Origin of the sequence: Natronincola ferrireducens (genome assembly GCF_900100845.1) — a bacterium.
GTDB lineage: Bacteria > Bacillota > Clostridia > Peptostreptococcales > Natronincolaceae > Natronincola_B > Natronincola_B ferrireducens.
Genome location: NZ_FNFP01000004.1, coordinates 1 through 14950 on the forward strand (window position 1 = coordinate 1; position 14950 = coordinate 14950).

Below are 14950 nucleotides of genomic sequence, written 5' to 3' on the forward strand. Positions count from 1 at the left end.
ATATACATATCTATGTCAAATTCCGTCATTCTTTTATAACTTCAATTTATTAAAAAAGTAATATTATCTCCTATTTCTTTATTCACCAATTTACACTAAGAAACATTGACCCCCTTAACTTATTATGATAACATGTTATCATAATAAGTTAAGGGGGGTGATACTATGCTAGATAGAATAGCTGGAGTTTTGTATGGAATGGCTATAGGTGATGCAATGGGAATGCCACCAGAACTATGGAGTAGAAAAAAAACAATAGAGGTTTTCGGTGAGATAAGGGACTTTTTAGATGGACATAAAATGAATAGCATCTCGTGTAATTATAAAGCAGGGCAATTTACCGATGATACAGCACAGGCCTTAGTTTTATTAGACTCATTGGAGAGTACAAACTTTGAACCCAATTATCAAGATGTTTCCCATAAACTTCTAGAATGGGCTGAACAGGAGGACGCTTTTAAACTTAATATTTTAGGGCCTACCTCTAAAGAGGCATTAAGACTTATTAAAAATGGAGAGTCTAGTCAAAACATATCAGATGTTGCTCTATCCAATGGTGCTGCAATGCGAATAGCTCCTATTGGATGCTTATTTACACCTGAGCAATCTAAATTACTCTGCAAATATGTATATGAACTTTCCAAAAGCACTCATTCAAGTGATATTACTATTGCAAGTGCCTGTATTATTGCTATGGCAATTGCTTCTGCTGTTACATATGGAGATCCAGAAAAGATGGTACATGATGCTCTTTTGGTGGAAGAATATAGCTTGTCATTAGGAGCTGAGACTTGTAGTCCATCTATAGGTTCAAGAATTAAATTAGGAATAGAATATGCACACCAATTTAAGCACGATGAAAAAAGCTTTATGACTAAGGTGTATGAGGTAATTGGAGCTAGTGTTTTAGCTTCAGAATCTGTTCCAGCTGCAGTTTCTATTGCATATTATGCCAAAGATGTAAAAAAGGCTTCTACCATGTGTGCTAATTTAGGTGGTGATACAGATACTATTGGGGCAATGGCTTCAGCAATATGCGGAGGATTAACAGGAGCAAAAGCAATACCTGCAGAATATATAGAAGTGATAGAACAAGCAAATACAGCTGATTTAAGACATTATATTCATCTATTAAATGCAAGGAGGGGTCAAGTATGATAAAAAAGAATCTTATTATCGGAGCAACAATTCTAGATATTATCATGGAAATTCCAAGACTCCCTAAGTCAGGAGAAGATGTATATGCTAAAAACCAAATTATGAGCATAGGAGGATGTGCTTATAATGTAGCAAATATCCATAAAAATTTTAATGCACCTTACACATTATTTGCTCCCATTGGAAGAGGTATTTATGGGTCCTTTATTGAATCAAAGCTTATTGAGATGGGTCATGAAATTCTTATTAAATCAAATAAAAAGGATAATGGATATTGTCTTAGTTTTGTGGAAGATAATGGTGAGAGGACCTTTTTAACATATCCAGGAATTGAGTGTGAATATTCATCAGAATGGTTTGATCAGATTAATCCATTAGATTATAAAGGAGTTTATATTTCAGGGTATGAGATAGAAGGAGAAGGTGGACAAGCTATTATCGATTTTCTTGAAAGAAATACTCACCTTTCTATTTATTTTGGACCTGGACCAAGGATTACATATATTGAAGATTGGAAGTTAGAAAAGATTTTTTCCTTAAACCCCATTATTCATCTTAATGAAGCAGAAATTAAAGAATATAAAAAAGAACCTTCTATAGAACAGGCCATTGTCAGAATTGAAGAAAAAACAAAGTCTCCTGTAGTTGTTACCTTAGGAGGAGCTGGAGCCTGTTTATATGAAAACAAAAGATTTATAACCATTCCTGCAATTTCTACAAAGGTAGTAGATACCATAGGAGCTGGCGATAGTCATATTGCTACAATAATGGCGATGCAAACCTTTGGAATGAGTCTTCAAAAGTCTTGTGCATTGGCAAATCAAATTGCAGCAAAAGTCGTATCTACAAAAGGCCCTACGCTTAACAAAAACCTATTTAGGGAAGGAGAATTTATTTATGACAATTGCAATGAAAATTAAGAATTATTTTGAAGATTGGAGTAAATTTGAAATTTCTTGGTTAGTTATTTCTACAGTTGTTATGATTGGGTTAAGTGTTGCTTGGGGAGATAACTTGATGGCTCTTATAAGCGGGATCACAGGGGTAATTGGGGTAGTACTTTGTGCAAAAGGTAAAATTAGCACATATTTTTTTGCTACAATTAATGTTACCCTATATGCATATATTTGTTGGGGAAATAACTTATATGGAGAAGTGATGTTAAATTCACTGTACTTTTTACCTATGAATGTTGTGGGATTTCTTTTATGGAGAAAAAATAAAGGGGATTCTGGAGATATAATTTGCAGAAAGCTTACTCCAAAGCAAATTGGTATGATGATATCAGGTTTAACCATAGCTGTTTTTATATATTGGAAGTTTTTAGTATACCTGGGGGGAAATCTTGCTTTAATCGATGCTATGACAACAATAGTTTCAGTAGTTGCTTTAATTCTACAGGTTACACGCTATGCAGAACAATGGTTGTTATGGATTGTAGTTAATATTACTTCCATAATTATGTGGATATTGTTACTAGGAAGTGATACTTCTGCTGTTACGATGGTTGTAATGTGGGGAGCATATCTCTTAAACTCTATCTATGGTTATTATAATTGGGTTAAATTAAGTAAAGAAGAAGCTATCGCTTAAAGAAGTATCCAATGATAATAAATGTATTTAATTCTGAAAAATAGAAATAATGATACTGCATAAATAATAAACCTGTACTCAGCAAGAGTTTAAGACAAATCATGCCTTAAACTCGGCTCTTTATCAATAATTGGGGTGGGATTCCTTTTGATCCCGCTCCTTTGTTGTATTAGGGCCTATTTTAATGTGATAATAGGGTTCTATTTAAGTTTGGGTACACTTAATAAACCTAGCTAAAATATAGGCTTTTACTGTTATTTAGTAAGTACCTAAGTTTTGTACAAATAACTAAGCTGTATTTAGAAAATCATGGAAACTTAATTGAACATACTTAGGTTGTAATGCTTCAACAAATAGTTTTGCCAGCTCTGATAAGCTAGGCACAACAATCTCAACATGATCCTTTAATTCCATTACCTTAGCAGGAATTGAACCTAGTTTTTTTATCAGTGAATGAACCCCCATATCCTTGAGCTTAGATGTGCTAAAGGCTGTATTTTTCATCAAGCTAATCAGGTTATGACTGATAAACACTAACCATGAAAATCCATAAATTCCATAGAATTTAGATGCTCTTAAATTCTTAATACCATATACTTCTTTACAGGTTCTAAAGAAGGCTTCTATGGTTTGTCGGTCATTGTAAAAGTGAAATAGTTGGATTGCACTCATTTCTTTAGCTCTGATGTTGGTGAGTAAATGAGAATATTTAGTTTGTCCATCGTTTCCAACGAATTCACAAACAATGATTCTTAAACCTGTAGAGCTAGGAATTTCTGCAACATGCACTTGGATATTTATTTTTTGCCACTGATGTTTCTTCACTGATTTTGCAAGATTTTTGGATTGCTGAGTTGAAAACCCTTTTACTACAAATTTGGCTCCTGTAGCTTTAAGCATTTGGATATTTTCAAAGGAGCCATAGCCTGAATCAGCTCGAATAATCAAGCTATCCTCGGGTAAATGTTCCTTGAATTTAAAGGTAGTTGCTTTGAATAAATTTTCAAATCTACTGGTACAGGAGGTATTACCTGGATCAAGAAACATAGAAACTGTTTCGGCTGTATCCCCTACAAAAGCAGCAGATAGTTGATAACCCTTTTCACCTCTTTTTCTAGGAAAGTAGCCTTTTTCAGCTAATGCATAGGTTCTGCCAGAAGCTACAAGACCACTCATGTCAAAGTCTACAATGACAGGATCTTTACTTGATAGGGCTAGGGCATTTTCCATAAAGAAGTTGTGATGAATAAATTCCAATTGATCTATATTGGTCTCATCAAACCTACTCAAGAAACGATTAATTTGAGATTGGTCAGGGAATTTATCCATTCCTAGGAGCTTAGTAGCCATTGTATCAGGAACTAGCTTTTCATTGATGTCACTAGTGTAGCTGCACCCCATTACAATGGAAGCAACTAGGGTTTGTAATCTGTTGAGATTTGTATAGTTGACACTTTTCATTTTCAAGTTAAAGGATTTAAAAGCATCGAAGAAATTAAGTTTATTAGCAAATTGAATTAAAGAAACAAGCCACGCAGAAGTATTTACCACTTTATTCTCATCTAGTTTGAATGATATACTTTTCATAGGTGAGATACCGCCTTTCTTAGAGTTTTTTTGGGGATAAAAAATACTTCTATGGGCGGGTTATTCTCACCTTTAGTTGTTTTTTGGTAATGTTGTCATGGTAAACTTAGGAAAATGCTATGGTTTTGTTTGTACAAAATCTAGGTAACTAGATAATAAAATTAAACGTACATAGGTTTTAAACATCAAAGTGTATATAATCGAATTTTGGGCATAATACATTCTAAATTCTTTGACATTTGATTTCTTTATGATTATAATAATTGTAATACAAAATATAATATTAAAAAACCATGAAGAGAAGAGTAAATATAGGAAGTAATTTTAGCGAGTCGGTGGTGGTGGAAGACCGATATGAAGCCTATATCGAAGAACATCTCTGAGTTTCTAACCGAAAGCCTATGCAAGTAGATTTAGACGGAACCACACCGTTACTTAGTGGACAGTATAACTTGTACTGATATGGAGCCGGTCATAATTATGACAATTAGGGTGGTACCGCGAAGCTATAGCCTTCGTCCCTTTATTTCTAGGGATGAGGGCTTATTTTATTTATTTTTAAAACTATATGAGGAGGAAAATTTATGAAATCTGTACTGATTAAGGATATTTATCGAAACACAGAAAAATATGAAGGTCAAACAGTAATAATTGAAGGTTGGATTAGAACATTAAGAGCATCAAAGGCATTTGGGTTTATTGAAGTAAATGACGGTAGCTTTTTTAAGAATATTCAAGTTGTATTTGAGGAGGGTCTAGAAAACTTTGCTGAAATATCAAAGCTTTCTATTAGCACATCTATTAGAGTAGAAGGGAAGCTAGAGCTAACACCTGGGGCTAAACAACCCTTTGAAATTAAAGCAATAAGCATTGATGTAGAAGGTAGTTCCAATAGCGAATATCCGTTACAAAAGAAAAGACATTCCTTTGAATTTTTAAGAGAAATTGCTCATTTAAGACCTAGAAGCAATACTTTTTCAGCGGTATTTAGAGTACGCTCTTTAGCTGCTTTTGCAATTCATAAGTTCTTTCAAGAAAGAGGATTTGTTTACACCCACACTCCAATTATTACGGGAAGTGATGCAGAGGGAGCAGGAGAAATGTTTAGAATTACAACATTAGATCCTAAAAATCCTAAAGTAGATGAGCAGGGAGAAGTTGATTTTACAAAGGACTTCTTTGGTAAAGAAACAAGCTTGACAGTTAGTGGACAGCTGCAAGGAGAAGCATACGCATTGGCTTTTAGAAATATATATACTTTTGGACCAACATTTAGAGCTGAAAACTCCCACACCGCTAGGCATGCTTCTGAATTTTGGATGATTGAGCCTGAAATAGCCTTTGCAGATTTAGAGGATAATATGGAATTAGCAGAGGAAATGTTAAAGTATATTATTAATTACGTAATAGAAAATGCACCAGAAGAGATGGAGTTTTTTAATAACTTTGTAGATAAAGGTTTGTTGGATCGTCTAAACAATGTTGTAAATGCAGAATTTGCCAGAGTCACTTATACAGAAGCAATAGAGCTTCTTAAAAAATCTGGACAAACCTTTGAGTATCCTTTAGAGTGGGGCTGTGATTTACAAACAGAGCATGAGAGATATTTAACAGAAAAAATATTTAAAAAACCTGTATTTGTAACGGATTATCCAAAGGATATTAAGGCCTTTTATATGAAGTTAAATGAAGATGGCAAAACGGTTGCAGCTATGGATTTACTAGTACCAGGGGTTGGAGAAATTATTGGTGGAAGCCAAAGGGAAGATAAGCTTGAATTACTAGAACAGAGAATGGATGATATGGGACTTAATAAAGAAGATTACTGGTGGTATTTAGAGCTTAGAAAATATGGCAGTACAAGACATGCTGGATATGGTTTAGGTTTTGAAAGGGCTATTATGTATTTAACAGGGGTATCTAACATTAGAGATGTTATTTCTTTCCCAAGAACCCCTAAATCAGCGGAGTTTTAATTTCAATTTAGAAGACTATAAAATAATTAGGTCATTGATTACTCAATGACCTAATTTACTATACAAGGAAAACCTCCTATTGCAAAATAAAGTTAGGTCTGACCAACCAACATTAAATCACAAAGGAGGTATCTTCAATAGATAGGAATAATTTAGCAATACCAAGTGGAATTGTAAATATCCCATAGTGTTTCCTCCAAAATATAGAAGGTAAATTGTTTGTGGAAAGGCTATGTTAAAGATAGATGTTGATAGTGTATAAATAAAACTATGACAAGATATTGAGGGATTGTCACTCTGGGCATAGCCAAGAGTCTAAGAGTCTTAGGTCCTTCGGCTCCCTTAGGATGACAGAATTCAAAAATTCATAGAAGGTGAAAATCAACAACAGCGTTTAACAGAGCTATGGAAAAAATAAAAGAAGATATGGCAACAATTATTAGAAAGTTATGTAAGTTTAAGGGGGAAGTATTTTAAAATAATCTTCAGGAGCATTGATAGAGGAGGATAAAATGAAAAGAGAAAAGGTATCTTTAATAGAGTGTAGAGAATATGATTATAAATTTGTTAAGAAATCGATTGTAGAAAGCTTTAACAATTTAGGGGGAATAGAAAAATACATAAATAAGGGGGATAAAGTGCTTTTAAAGCTGAATCTTTTAATGAAAAAGAAACCAGAGGAGGCTGCAACAACCCACCCTATATTTACCAAGGCTTTAGCTGAGGTGTTGATAGAATATGGAGCAGAGGTAATAATAGGAGATAGTCCTGGAGGACCCTTTAATGAAAGAATGTTAAAGGGGGTCTATAGAGTGTGTGGAATTGATGAAATCGCCATGGAGACAGGGGCTGTTCTTAACTTTAATACAAATAGCATGGAGGTTGCCAATCCTCAGGGTAAATACCTTAAGCAGTTAACTATAGTGGAAATCCTTAAAGAAGTAGATAAGGTTATTTCTGTTTCTAAATTAAAAACCCATGGATTTGCAGTATTTACTGGAGCTGTAAAAAATATGTTTGGAATAGTCCCAGGGCTTATCAAAGCTGAGTATCATTTAACTATGCCTGAGATAGAAGAGTTCTCTGATGTTCTTGTTGATATTTGCTTATGTGGTAAGCCTACGTTGTCCTTTATGGACGGAATAGTTGGTATGGAGGGCCATGGACCATCTGCTGGAGAACCAAGGGAAATTGGAGCAATTTTGGCATCTCCAAGCCCCTATCATTTAGATGTTGTGGCAGCATCCATTATAAACCTAAAACCCATAGAGGTCCCCACCATTAAACGTTCCATAGAAAGAAATCTATGCACAGGAACCCTTGAGGATATTGAGATAATTGGAAAAGATATAAATAAATTTGTTATAGAGGATTTTATAATACCCAAAACTAGAACACTAAAGCTTACAACCGATGGTATGCCTAAATTTTTAAAAACCTTTATAGATAATATGAGCAGGCCAAAGCCTATATTTAGTTATGATATATGTATTGGTTGTAGAGACTGTGAGGAAGCCTGTCCTCCAAAAACAATAACAATGAAAAATAATAAACCAGTTGTTGATTTAGAAGGATGTATACGATGTTTTTGTTGTCAGGAGTTGTGTCCTCAAAAAGCTGTGGAAATCTATAGGCCTTGGTTGGTAAGAAAAATGATTAAGTTTTAAAAGTGATAAATTTCTATTAAATCCAAAATACAAGAAGAATTAAAAACATATTGTCATCCCTTAAATCCTCCGCAAAAACGAAAATAAAGTCCCTTAAGTATGGTTTTAACAGTTAAACTATTAGAAGAATTCATAAAAAAGCTAACCATAGATACTTAGGAAAGGTTGTTGTTTCATAAAGGGGCAATCACATGTATAATTGCAACAAATCTTTCATAAATATTGACAAATTTCCCTATAAATATTGACAAATTTACAAAATATGTCATGATTAGAATATATAATAAAAATATCCTATATTATACATAAATTTAGGTTATTATTGTAAGGAGGAGTATAAGGTGAAGAGTATAAAGACAAAACTTATTATTTATTTTTCAATTCTTATTTTATTGGTGTCTATTGTTTTTAGCTTTATGTCCATAACAACAGCGGGGAACGCTGTAACAGAGGAAGTAGAACATTCCTTGGAGTTACTGGCAGAGGAGGGTGCCAAGTTAATCAAAACTCAGCTCCGTGTAGATATGGCTATATTGGAAACAATTGCCCAAAGGGATGAAATTATCACCATGGATTGGGAAATACAACAAAGTGTATTGAGTGGAGAGCTTGACAGACAATCCTTTAATGCATTGGGGGTTATTAACCTTGACGGGACTGGAAGCTACAGCAATGGCATTCCACTGGACTTAAGAGGTAGAAACTATGTGGAGGCAGCCCTAAAGGGAAAAACAACTGTATCTAATGTTGTTATAGATCCTGTAACAAATGGGCCAGTGGTAATGTTGACTACACCTATAAAGAACAGTGGTATAGTTGTAGGGGCTTTAATAGGCAGAATGAATGTTTTTTTCTTAAGCAATCTAATTACTGATATGGGTTTTGGTGACCAAGGGTATGCCTACATCATCGATGAACAGGGAACTATCATATCTGATGCAGATATCAATAGGGTAATCAACCAATGGAACCCTATAATTGAAGCAGAAGAGGATGAGGAACTCAAGTCAGTAGCAGAAAATTTTCAAAAAATTATTGAAGAAAAAAATGGTACCAGTACTTATATCTATGGAGGTAACGACCTTTATTGTGGATTTGCTCCTATAGAGGAAACAGATTGGACTATAGTCATTACTGCCACCAGGGATGAAGTCTTAGATGCTCTACCATCATTACAAAGGAATATTATCATAGTAACCCTTATGGTTTTAATCGTCAGTATTATTGTCTGTTGGGTGGTGGGTAATTCCATTGCCAAACCAATTATTTTAACTGCTAAGCATGCCGAAAAAATTGCAAATTTAGACATTACCCAGGATATTTCTAAGAAACTCCTCCAAAGAAAAGATGAGATTGGCTCCTTATCCCGGGCATTTCAAACAATTACAGATAACTTAAGGTCATTTATAAATCAAATAGCAGATACTTCTCAACAAGTGGCCTCTTCATCACAACAGCTTACCGCCACCAGTCAACAATCGGCTATGGCGGCAGACGAAGTAGCTAGAACTATTGAAGAGATTGCTAAAAGTGCTAATGAGCAGGCTAAGGATACAGAGAGCGGTGTCTTAAAAACAGATGAGCTAAACAAAATTATAGAAAAAGATGTAAGACATATGGAACAAATCAATGAGGCTATGAAACAATTAATAATTCTAAAGGATCAAGGGGTAGAAATCATCAAAGCATTAACGGATAAAACCCACAGAAGCCATGAAGCGGCCCAGGCTATTTATGAAAGCACCGTAGAAACCAATGGAAATGCCGAAAAAATTGGTGAAGCTAGCAGGCTTATTGAAAGCATTGCCGAACAAACCAATTTATTAGCATTAAACGCAGCCATCGAAGCTGCCAGAGCTGGGGAAGCAGGTAAAGGCTTTGCTGTAGTTGCTGAAGAAATTCGTAAGCTAGCTGAACAATCAACCCATTCAGCAAAGGAAATAGATGATATGGTAAGGAAATTGCAAAGTACTTCCCAAAGCACTGTAACAACTATGCAAGAAGTTTCATCTTTTATTAAGGAACAGGTTACAAGTGTAGACATGACAGAAAGTAAGTTTGAAGGTATTTCCAACCAAGTAGAGTCAGTGACCAATATTGTAAACCAGTCGTTAATGGCTGTAGAGGAAATGGTTATAAAGAAAGATGAACTTGCAGATGTTATACAGAATTTAGCAGCAATTGCTGAAGAAAATGCAGCAGGAACCGAGGAGGCTTCAGCATCGGTAGAAGAACAAACAGCATCTATGGAGGAAATAGCTAACTCAAGTGACTCATTGGCACGATTAGCAGAGGAAATGCAAGATAGCATTGGTAAATTTAAGTACTAACACACAAATATATTTTTAGTAAATAGAGGTTTAAAATTGAGGAAATAAACAATTCTGTTTTATGATTAAGAAGATGCTTATTTTTACAAAAACAAAAATTTTACCAAAACTTACATAATACTTACAGAACTATAGACAAGTTAATTATACTCGTTTAAAAACCGCTGTCACCTATGATTAGGAAGAATGGCGGTTTTTTTATAACCAATAGATAATACTATCCTGTGGATTAATATTATCCTTGCAAAATCTATCTTGATAAAATAAAATGCTAGGTGAAAAAGAGAAATTTATAAAAAAATGAGGTGAAGCCCGTGAGTGTAATTTTAATTATAGAAGATGAAGAGCCTATTAGGGAGTTAATTAAGTTGAATTTAGATATGGTAGGCTATGAAATATTAGAGGCTTGCGATGGAGATGAGGCTCTTCATTACATAAACAACCATAAAATAGATCTGGCACTTTTGGATATTATGCTTCCAAAGCAGGATGGGTACCAGTTACTTCCCCAAATATTAAAGAAAAACATTCCTACCATTATGCTAACAGCTAAAGATGGATTGAAGGATAAAGTTAAAGGTTTAGATATGGGGGCAGATGATTATATTACAAAGCCATTTGAAGCTGTAGAACTTTTGGCAAGGATTAAATCTGTTTTGAGAAGATCAGAGAAAGAAAAAATAAAAGTAAGGATGGATGATATTGAAATATGTTTAGAGGAATGGAAGGTTTTAAAGGATGGTAAAGAGATGGATCTAACTTATAAAGAGTTTGACTTACTACGCTTATTAATTGAAAATAAAGGAACTGCTATGTCACGGGAAAGATTACTGGAGTTGGTGTGGGGCTATGAATTTGAGGGGAATACTAGAACAGTTGATATGCATATCCAGCGACTTAGAAACAAACTTGGCACGGATAAAATTAAAACCATCTATAAAGTTGGATACCGCATGGAGGGTTAGAGAATGAAATTTGGTTGGAAAATTTTTTTTCTTTGTATGGCAATTTATGTTGCTTCCCTAGCCATTATAGGGGTAGTGGTTACTGAAAACACATATAACAGCTTATTAAAAAAGGAAATAGAACGGAGTTTAGAGGAAGAGAGCAATCTTCATTCAACTTTGGCACTGTATTTACTAAATAATCAGCGGATTGCTGCAGAAAAAATAGAACTGAAAAATTATAGTAAAAGTATGGTTGACATGATTAAGGCTGATAGAAATTATTTAGAGATATTTGATGAAAACCTAGATCTTTTAGCTACAAATGCTCCAAAAGCTTGGTTTTTGAATAGGGAAGAATTAGAAGCAGCTTTACAAGGACAGAAAAACTTTGTTCTGAGGAGAGATGAGGAACAACTCTATTTATTTGTCTCGAACCTATTAGAGATTAATGAAGAGAAAATTGTTTTAGCCCTCGTAAAAGATATCACCCATGTGGACTATCATCGTAGAGAGTTACGGCTATTTTTTACGAAGATTGGACTATTGGGCTTAGTTTTTGTTGCACTGATTACCTGGGGCTTAAGCTCAATACTTTTAAAACCCGTTAGAGAATTAAGTTTAACTGCCCAAAATATTGCATCGGGAAATTATCATGTTCGAGCTAAAGTTAATAGAAGGGATGAAGTAGGACTGTTGGCAGAGCAATTTAACATCATGGCTGATAAAATCGAACAAAAAATCAGTCAATTAAAAGCAGAAGGACAGCGGCAACAACGTTTTATTGATAATCTTACCCATGAACTTAGAACACCCCTTACATCAATTATAGGCTATGCAGAGTTTTTGTTAAAGGCACAATATAATTCTGATATATTTAAAAAGGGATTAAGTTATATCTACTCCGAAGGAAATCGTATATTGAAATTATCAAAAACGTTAATGGACATGATTTTTGTTCGGGAAAAGTCGTTACAGCTCCAAGAGGAGTCCATAATTCCTCTACTGCTAGAGGTGGAAAATATTATGAGAGTAAAGGCAGAAAAAGAAGGAATCATCTTAACAGTAGAGGGTAAAGATACTTTTGTATTAATAGATAGAGAATTATTTAAAGTTGTTGTTACAAATTTAGTAGATAATGCTATAAATGCTAGCAAGGTGGGACAAAAGGTTACTATAGGAGTTGAGGAAACACCAGAGGATTTATGGGTTTTTGTGATGGACGAAGGAAAGGGTATGGAAAAATCTGAAATAGATAGGGTGACAGAGCCTTTTTATAGAATTGATAAATCTCGGTCTAGAAAAGAAGGGGGTATTGGTTTAGGATTAGCTATTTGCTATCAAATTACAGAGCAACATGATGTTAATATGGAGATAGAAAGTGAGGTTGGAGAAGGAACAAAAATAAAAATTATTTTCCCTCAAAAATTTTACAAAAACTTTACAAGTCAGATGCAAATTTGATAAATCTCTTTGCTACAATAGCTTATGTAAAGAAAATATAGAGAGGGAGGATATTAAAATGAAAAAAATAATTTCACTTTTATTAGTTCTTGTATTAGGGTTAACATTAATGGTTGGTTGTGGTAACAATGAAGAGCCAGCTGCAGATCAAACTGAACCAGCAATAGAGGGAGAAGTATCTGTTGAAGACGAAACTGAAGAAGACGTAGAAGCTGAAGAAGACGTAGAAACTGAAGAAGAAGCTGAAGTTGAAGAAGAAGTTGAAGAAGAAGTTAAAGAAGAAGAAGTTGAAGAAGAAAAACAAAATTAATTGGATGATGGAATTAGAGACCTTTTTAAACAGGGGTCTCTTTTCTTTATACCTGAAAAAATGTATAATTTAAAAAGTAATGGACGAAAGGAATGGTAAAATTGAAGAAAATTACTTTTTTTCTTTTTTTAATACTTATTTTAGGGGGATGTACTCACCAGGAAGTAAAAGAAGGTCAAGTTTATGTGGTGAAGGATGATGATTATATGGAGGAGCAGGTGGGTGATATATTAAATATTGAAGGAAGAATCCCCTTTCAAAAATATGTCAACCAAAGCTTTGTAGATCAAATGGAGATAGACCAAATTTTGTTGACCATTGCTCCGAATGGAAAAGAACTATATTTCATGGAGAGAATTGAAACCCATGATTTTACCCAAGTCATTAAGGGAAATACAGGGGAGCAGGTTAGGATTATAAGAAAAGACATAACTACTAAAGATCAGAAGATTGTGATACAAAACATTCCTTTTGTCTCTAAGGTGTCGTGGAATATAGAGGGAGACATGGTGGCCTTTGGTGGTGGAGGGATACTGACAATTTATGATAGAAAAAATGAAAATACGATTATGAAAGAAAAGCTAGCACAGGATAATATCACTAATTTTTTTTGGTCTCCTATTGATGCAAGCAAGCTTTACTCAGAACAACAGGATTTAGCGAATGGAAGTATCTACTACCTCACTTCTCAAAAAAAAGTAGAAGCCTATGAAACTAGAGAAGAAACCTACTATAAAGGAAAATTAGATAGCAATTACTATTATGGGACAAAGTGGGATTTAGGTAATGGAGATATTAAAACAGTTATCCTAGACAAACAGGGAAAAATCATAAAAGCTCTAAACTCAGGGAGATTCAGAGATGCATATGAAAAATCGCTAGTATTGGTTGGTGATGGAGGGTTTGGTTTATTCTACATCAAAGATATTAATAACTCTCAAGAAGTAATAACTTTAACTGAAGAGTATATCTATGATGTTAAATTTATTGCTGATGGTAATATTGCCTATACTACAAAGGCAGAGGACATAGAAGCCAATTTATTTTACTTAAATATAGTTAACAATAGTGGAAGACAACTGAAAAAATCAAAGGTTTATGGAGGTAGCATTGCTGTATTACCGGATGGGAAAACCGGTTATATTAGCGGACCCCAATGGCAGCAGGTGGACTTTGTTGAAGCCAAGCTGATTACGGATAGCTTAGGAGAGGAAGAAGAATTAGATGAGATAAAGGACATATATAAAGGAATTAGGGGAGCTATGATTACACTTTATGATTTTCGGATGGAGGGTAAGGAAAACTGGAATAACTTAAAGAAATATTTTATAAATACCGATTCACCTAATCAATGGGCCTATTTTGATATGGAAAATATCTTTAAAGAAAAAGTAGACACCTCCTTTACAGGATATTATGCTATGGATATTTATCTGAAGAGCTATGCTATGGATTCAGGTGGGGATCGTGTCTCTGTGAAGGTTAGTGTCAATACAAAACATTCCCACGCTAGACCTATGATGTTGGACTATGCTTTGGAGTTAATAAAAAGTCAAGGTGCTTGGTATGTAACGGGCTTCAGTACATTTCCTTATTCAACAGAGGAAAATAAAATAGAAGAAATAGTTAAAGAAACCGTCGAAAAGATTCAAATGGGTAAGCTGTTTTCTGGAAAACTTGAAAACCAAAATATTACCATCGGACAAATTCAATTTTGGTTGAGGGGTTTGCCCCGATTAGCATCTAATGTGGAAAGTGCTGACGCAGTAAAGGTTTTTTTACAAGTAAATAATCAAGAAAAGCAAGAGGTATATAAATTGGTATTGGAGAAAGTAAATCAAAGCTATTGGAAACCTATTAACCTCAGTAGGGAGGACCTAAGCTCCTTGTAAGATGTTAATCCTTGCTTTAATTAAGGATA

Annotated in this window: 11 protein-coding genes and 1 other annotated feature; of the genes, 10 read left to right on the top strand and 1 reads right to left on the bottom strand. The window is 34.3% G+C overall.

Annotated elements, in window-relative coordinates:
• Positions 1 to 165 precede the first annotated feature (165 nt).
• From BLS22_RS09875 to pnuC, 3 genes are read left to right on the top strand one after another with little or no spacing between them, the layout of a single operon-like run.
• Complete coding sequence (locus BLS22_RS09875; protein WP_090553591.1) at positions 166 to 1158, top strand: ADP-ribosylglycohydrolase family protein; 993 nt, start codon at positions 166 to 168, stop codon at positions 1156 to 1158.
• Positions 1155 to 2078 (top strand): PfkB family carbohydrate kinase, encoded by a 924-nt coding sequence (locus BLS22_RS09880; RefSeq protein WP_090553592.1) that lies wholly within the window; start codon positions 1155 to 1157, stop codon positions 2076 to 2078. Before BLS22_RS09875 ends, BLS22_RS09880 begins: the two co-directional genes overlap by 4 nt.
• Entirely contained in the window at positions 2056 to 2751 is a 696-nt protein-coding gene (pnuC, locus tag BLS22_RS09885; RefSeq protein WP_090553593.1) for a nicotinamide riboside transporter PnuC, read from the top strand. Before BLS22_RS09880 ends, pnuC begins: the two co-directional genes overlap by 23 nt.
• A gap of 288 nt (positions 2752 to 3039) precedes the next feature.
• On the opposite strand, the gene BLS22_RS09890 is transcribed toward pnuC, so the two are convergent.
• The gene (locus BLS22_RS09890; RefSeq protein ID WP_090553594.1) at positions 3040 to 4338 is read right to left on the bottom strand and encodes a transposase; all 1299 of its coding nucleotides are present in this window, start codon (positions 4336 to 4338) and stop codon (positions 3040 to 3042) included.
• 284 nt (positions 4339 to 4622) lie between these two features.
• Positions 4623 to 4864: a binding site (T-box leader), on the top strand.
• 58 nt (positions 4865 to 4922) lie between these two features.
• Between BLS22_RS09890 and asnS the strand changes: the two genes are divergently transcribed.
• The 7 genes from asnS to BLS22_RS09925 all read left to right on the top strand — a co-directional run bounded on the left by asnS (position 4923) and on the right by BLS22_RS09925 (position 14921).
• Positions 4923 to 6314: an asparagine--tRNA ligase gene (gene asnS / locus BLS22_RS09895; RefSeq protein ID WP_090553595.1), complete on the top strand. Its 1392-nt coding sequence runs from the start codon at positions 4923 to 4925 to the stop codon at positions 6312 to 6314.
• A gap of 512 nt (positions 6315 to 6826) precedes the next feature.
• Complete coding sequence (locus BLS22_RS09900; protein WP_090553596.1) at positions 6827 to 7981, top strand: DUF362 domain-containing protein; 1155 nt, start codon at positions 6827 to 6829, stop codon at positions 7979 to 7981.
• 341 nt (positions 7982 to 8322) lie between these two features.
• Positions 8323 to 10311 carry a methyl-accepting chemotaxis protein gene (locus tag BLS22_RS09905; protein ID WP_090553597.1) on the top strand — a complete coding sequence of 663 codons (1989 nt, stop codon included), beginning with the start codon at positions 8323 to 8325 and terminating at the stop codon, positions 10309 to 10311.
• Between the two features lie 314 nt (positions 10312 to 10625).
• Positions 10626 to 11276, top strand: a complete 651-nt coding sequence (locus tag BLS22_RS09910; RefSeq protein WP_090553598.1) for a response regulator transcription factor — start codon at positions 10626 to 10628, stop codon at positions 11274 to 11276.
• A gap of 3 nt (positions 11277 to 11279) precedes the next feature.
• Positions 11280 to 12719 carry a sensor histidine kinase gene (locus BLS22_RS09915; protein WP_090553599.1) on the top strand — a complete coding sequence of 480 codons (1440 nt, stop codon included), beginning with the start codon at positions 11280 to 11282 and terminating at the stop codon, positions 12717 to 12719.
• Between the two features lie 58 nt (positions 12720 to 12777).
• A complete protein-coding gene (locus BLS22_RS09920; RefSeq protein ID WP_090553600.1) occupies positions 12778 to 13029 on the top strand; it encodes a hypothetical protein in 252 nt (83 codons plus the stop codon).
• Positions 13030 to 13130: 101 nt separating this feature from the next.
• Complete coding sequence (locus tag BLS22_RS09925; RefSeq protein ID WP_090553601.1) at positions 13131 to 14921, top strand: hypothetical protein; 1791 nt, start codon at positions 13131 to 13133, stop codon at positions 14919 to 14921.
• Positions 14922 to 14950: the final 29 nt, after the last annotated feature.

What these genes read in the sequence shown, in the direction of transcription:
- BLS22_RS09880 (WP_090553592.1), top strand. Translation starts at nt 1,155, where the DNA reads ATGATAAAAAAGAATCTTATTATCGGAGCAACAATTCTAGATATTATC.
- pnuC (WP_090553593.1), top strand. Translation starts at nt 2,056, where the DNA reads ATGACAATTGCAATGAAAATTAAGAATTATTTTGAAGATTGGAGTAAA.
- BLS22_RS09920 (WP_090553600.1), top strand. Translation starts at nt 12,778, where the DNA reads ATGAAAAAAATAATTTCACTTTTATTAGTTCTTGTATTAGGGTTAACA.
- BLS22_RS09915 (WP_090553599.1), top strand. Translation starts at nt 11,280, where the DNA reads ATGAAATTTGGTTGGAAAATTTTTTTTCTTTGTATGGCAATTTATGTT.
- BLS22_RS09875 (WP_090553591.1), top strand. Translation starts at nt 166, where the DNA reads ATGCTAGATAGAATAGCTGGAGTTTTGTATGGAATGGCTATAGGTGAT.
- asnS (WP_090553595.1), top strand. Translation starts at nt 4,923, where the DNA reads ATGAAATCTGTACTGATTAAGGATATTTATCGAAACACAGAAAAATAT.
- BLS22_RS09900 (WP_090553596.1), top strand. Translation starts at nt 6,827, where the DNA reads ATGAAAAGAGAAAAGGTATCTTTAATAGAGTGTAGAGAATATGATTAT.
- BLS22_RS09890 (WP_090553594.1), bottom strand. Translation starts at nt 4,338, where the DNA reads ATGAAAAGTATATCATTCAAACTAGATGAGAATAAAGTGGTAAATACT.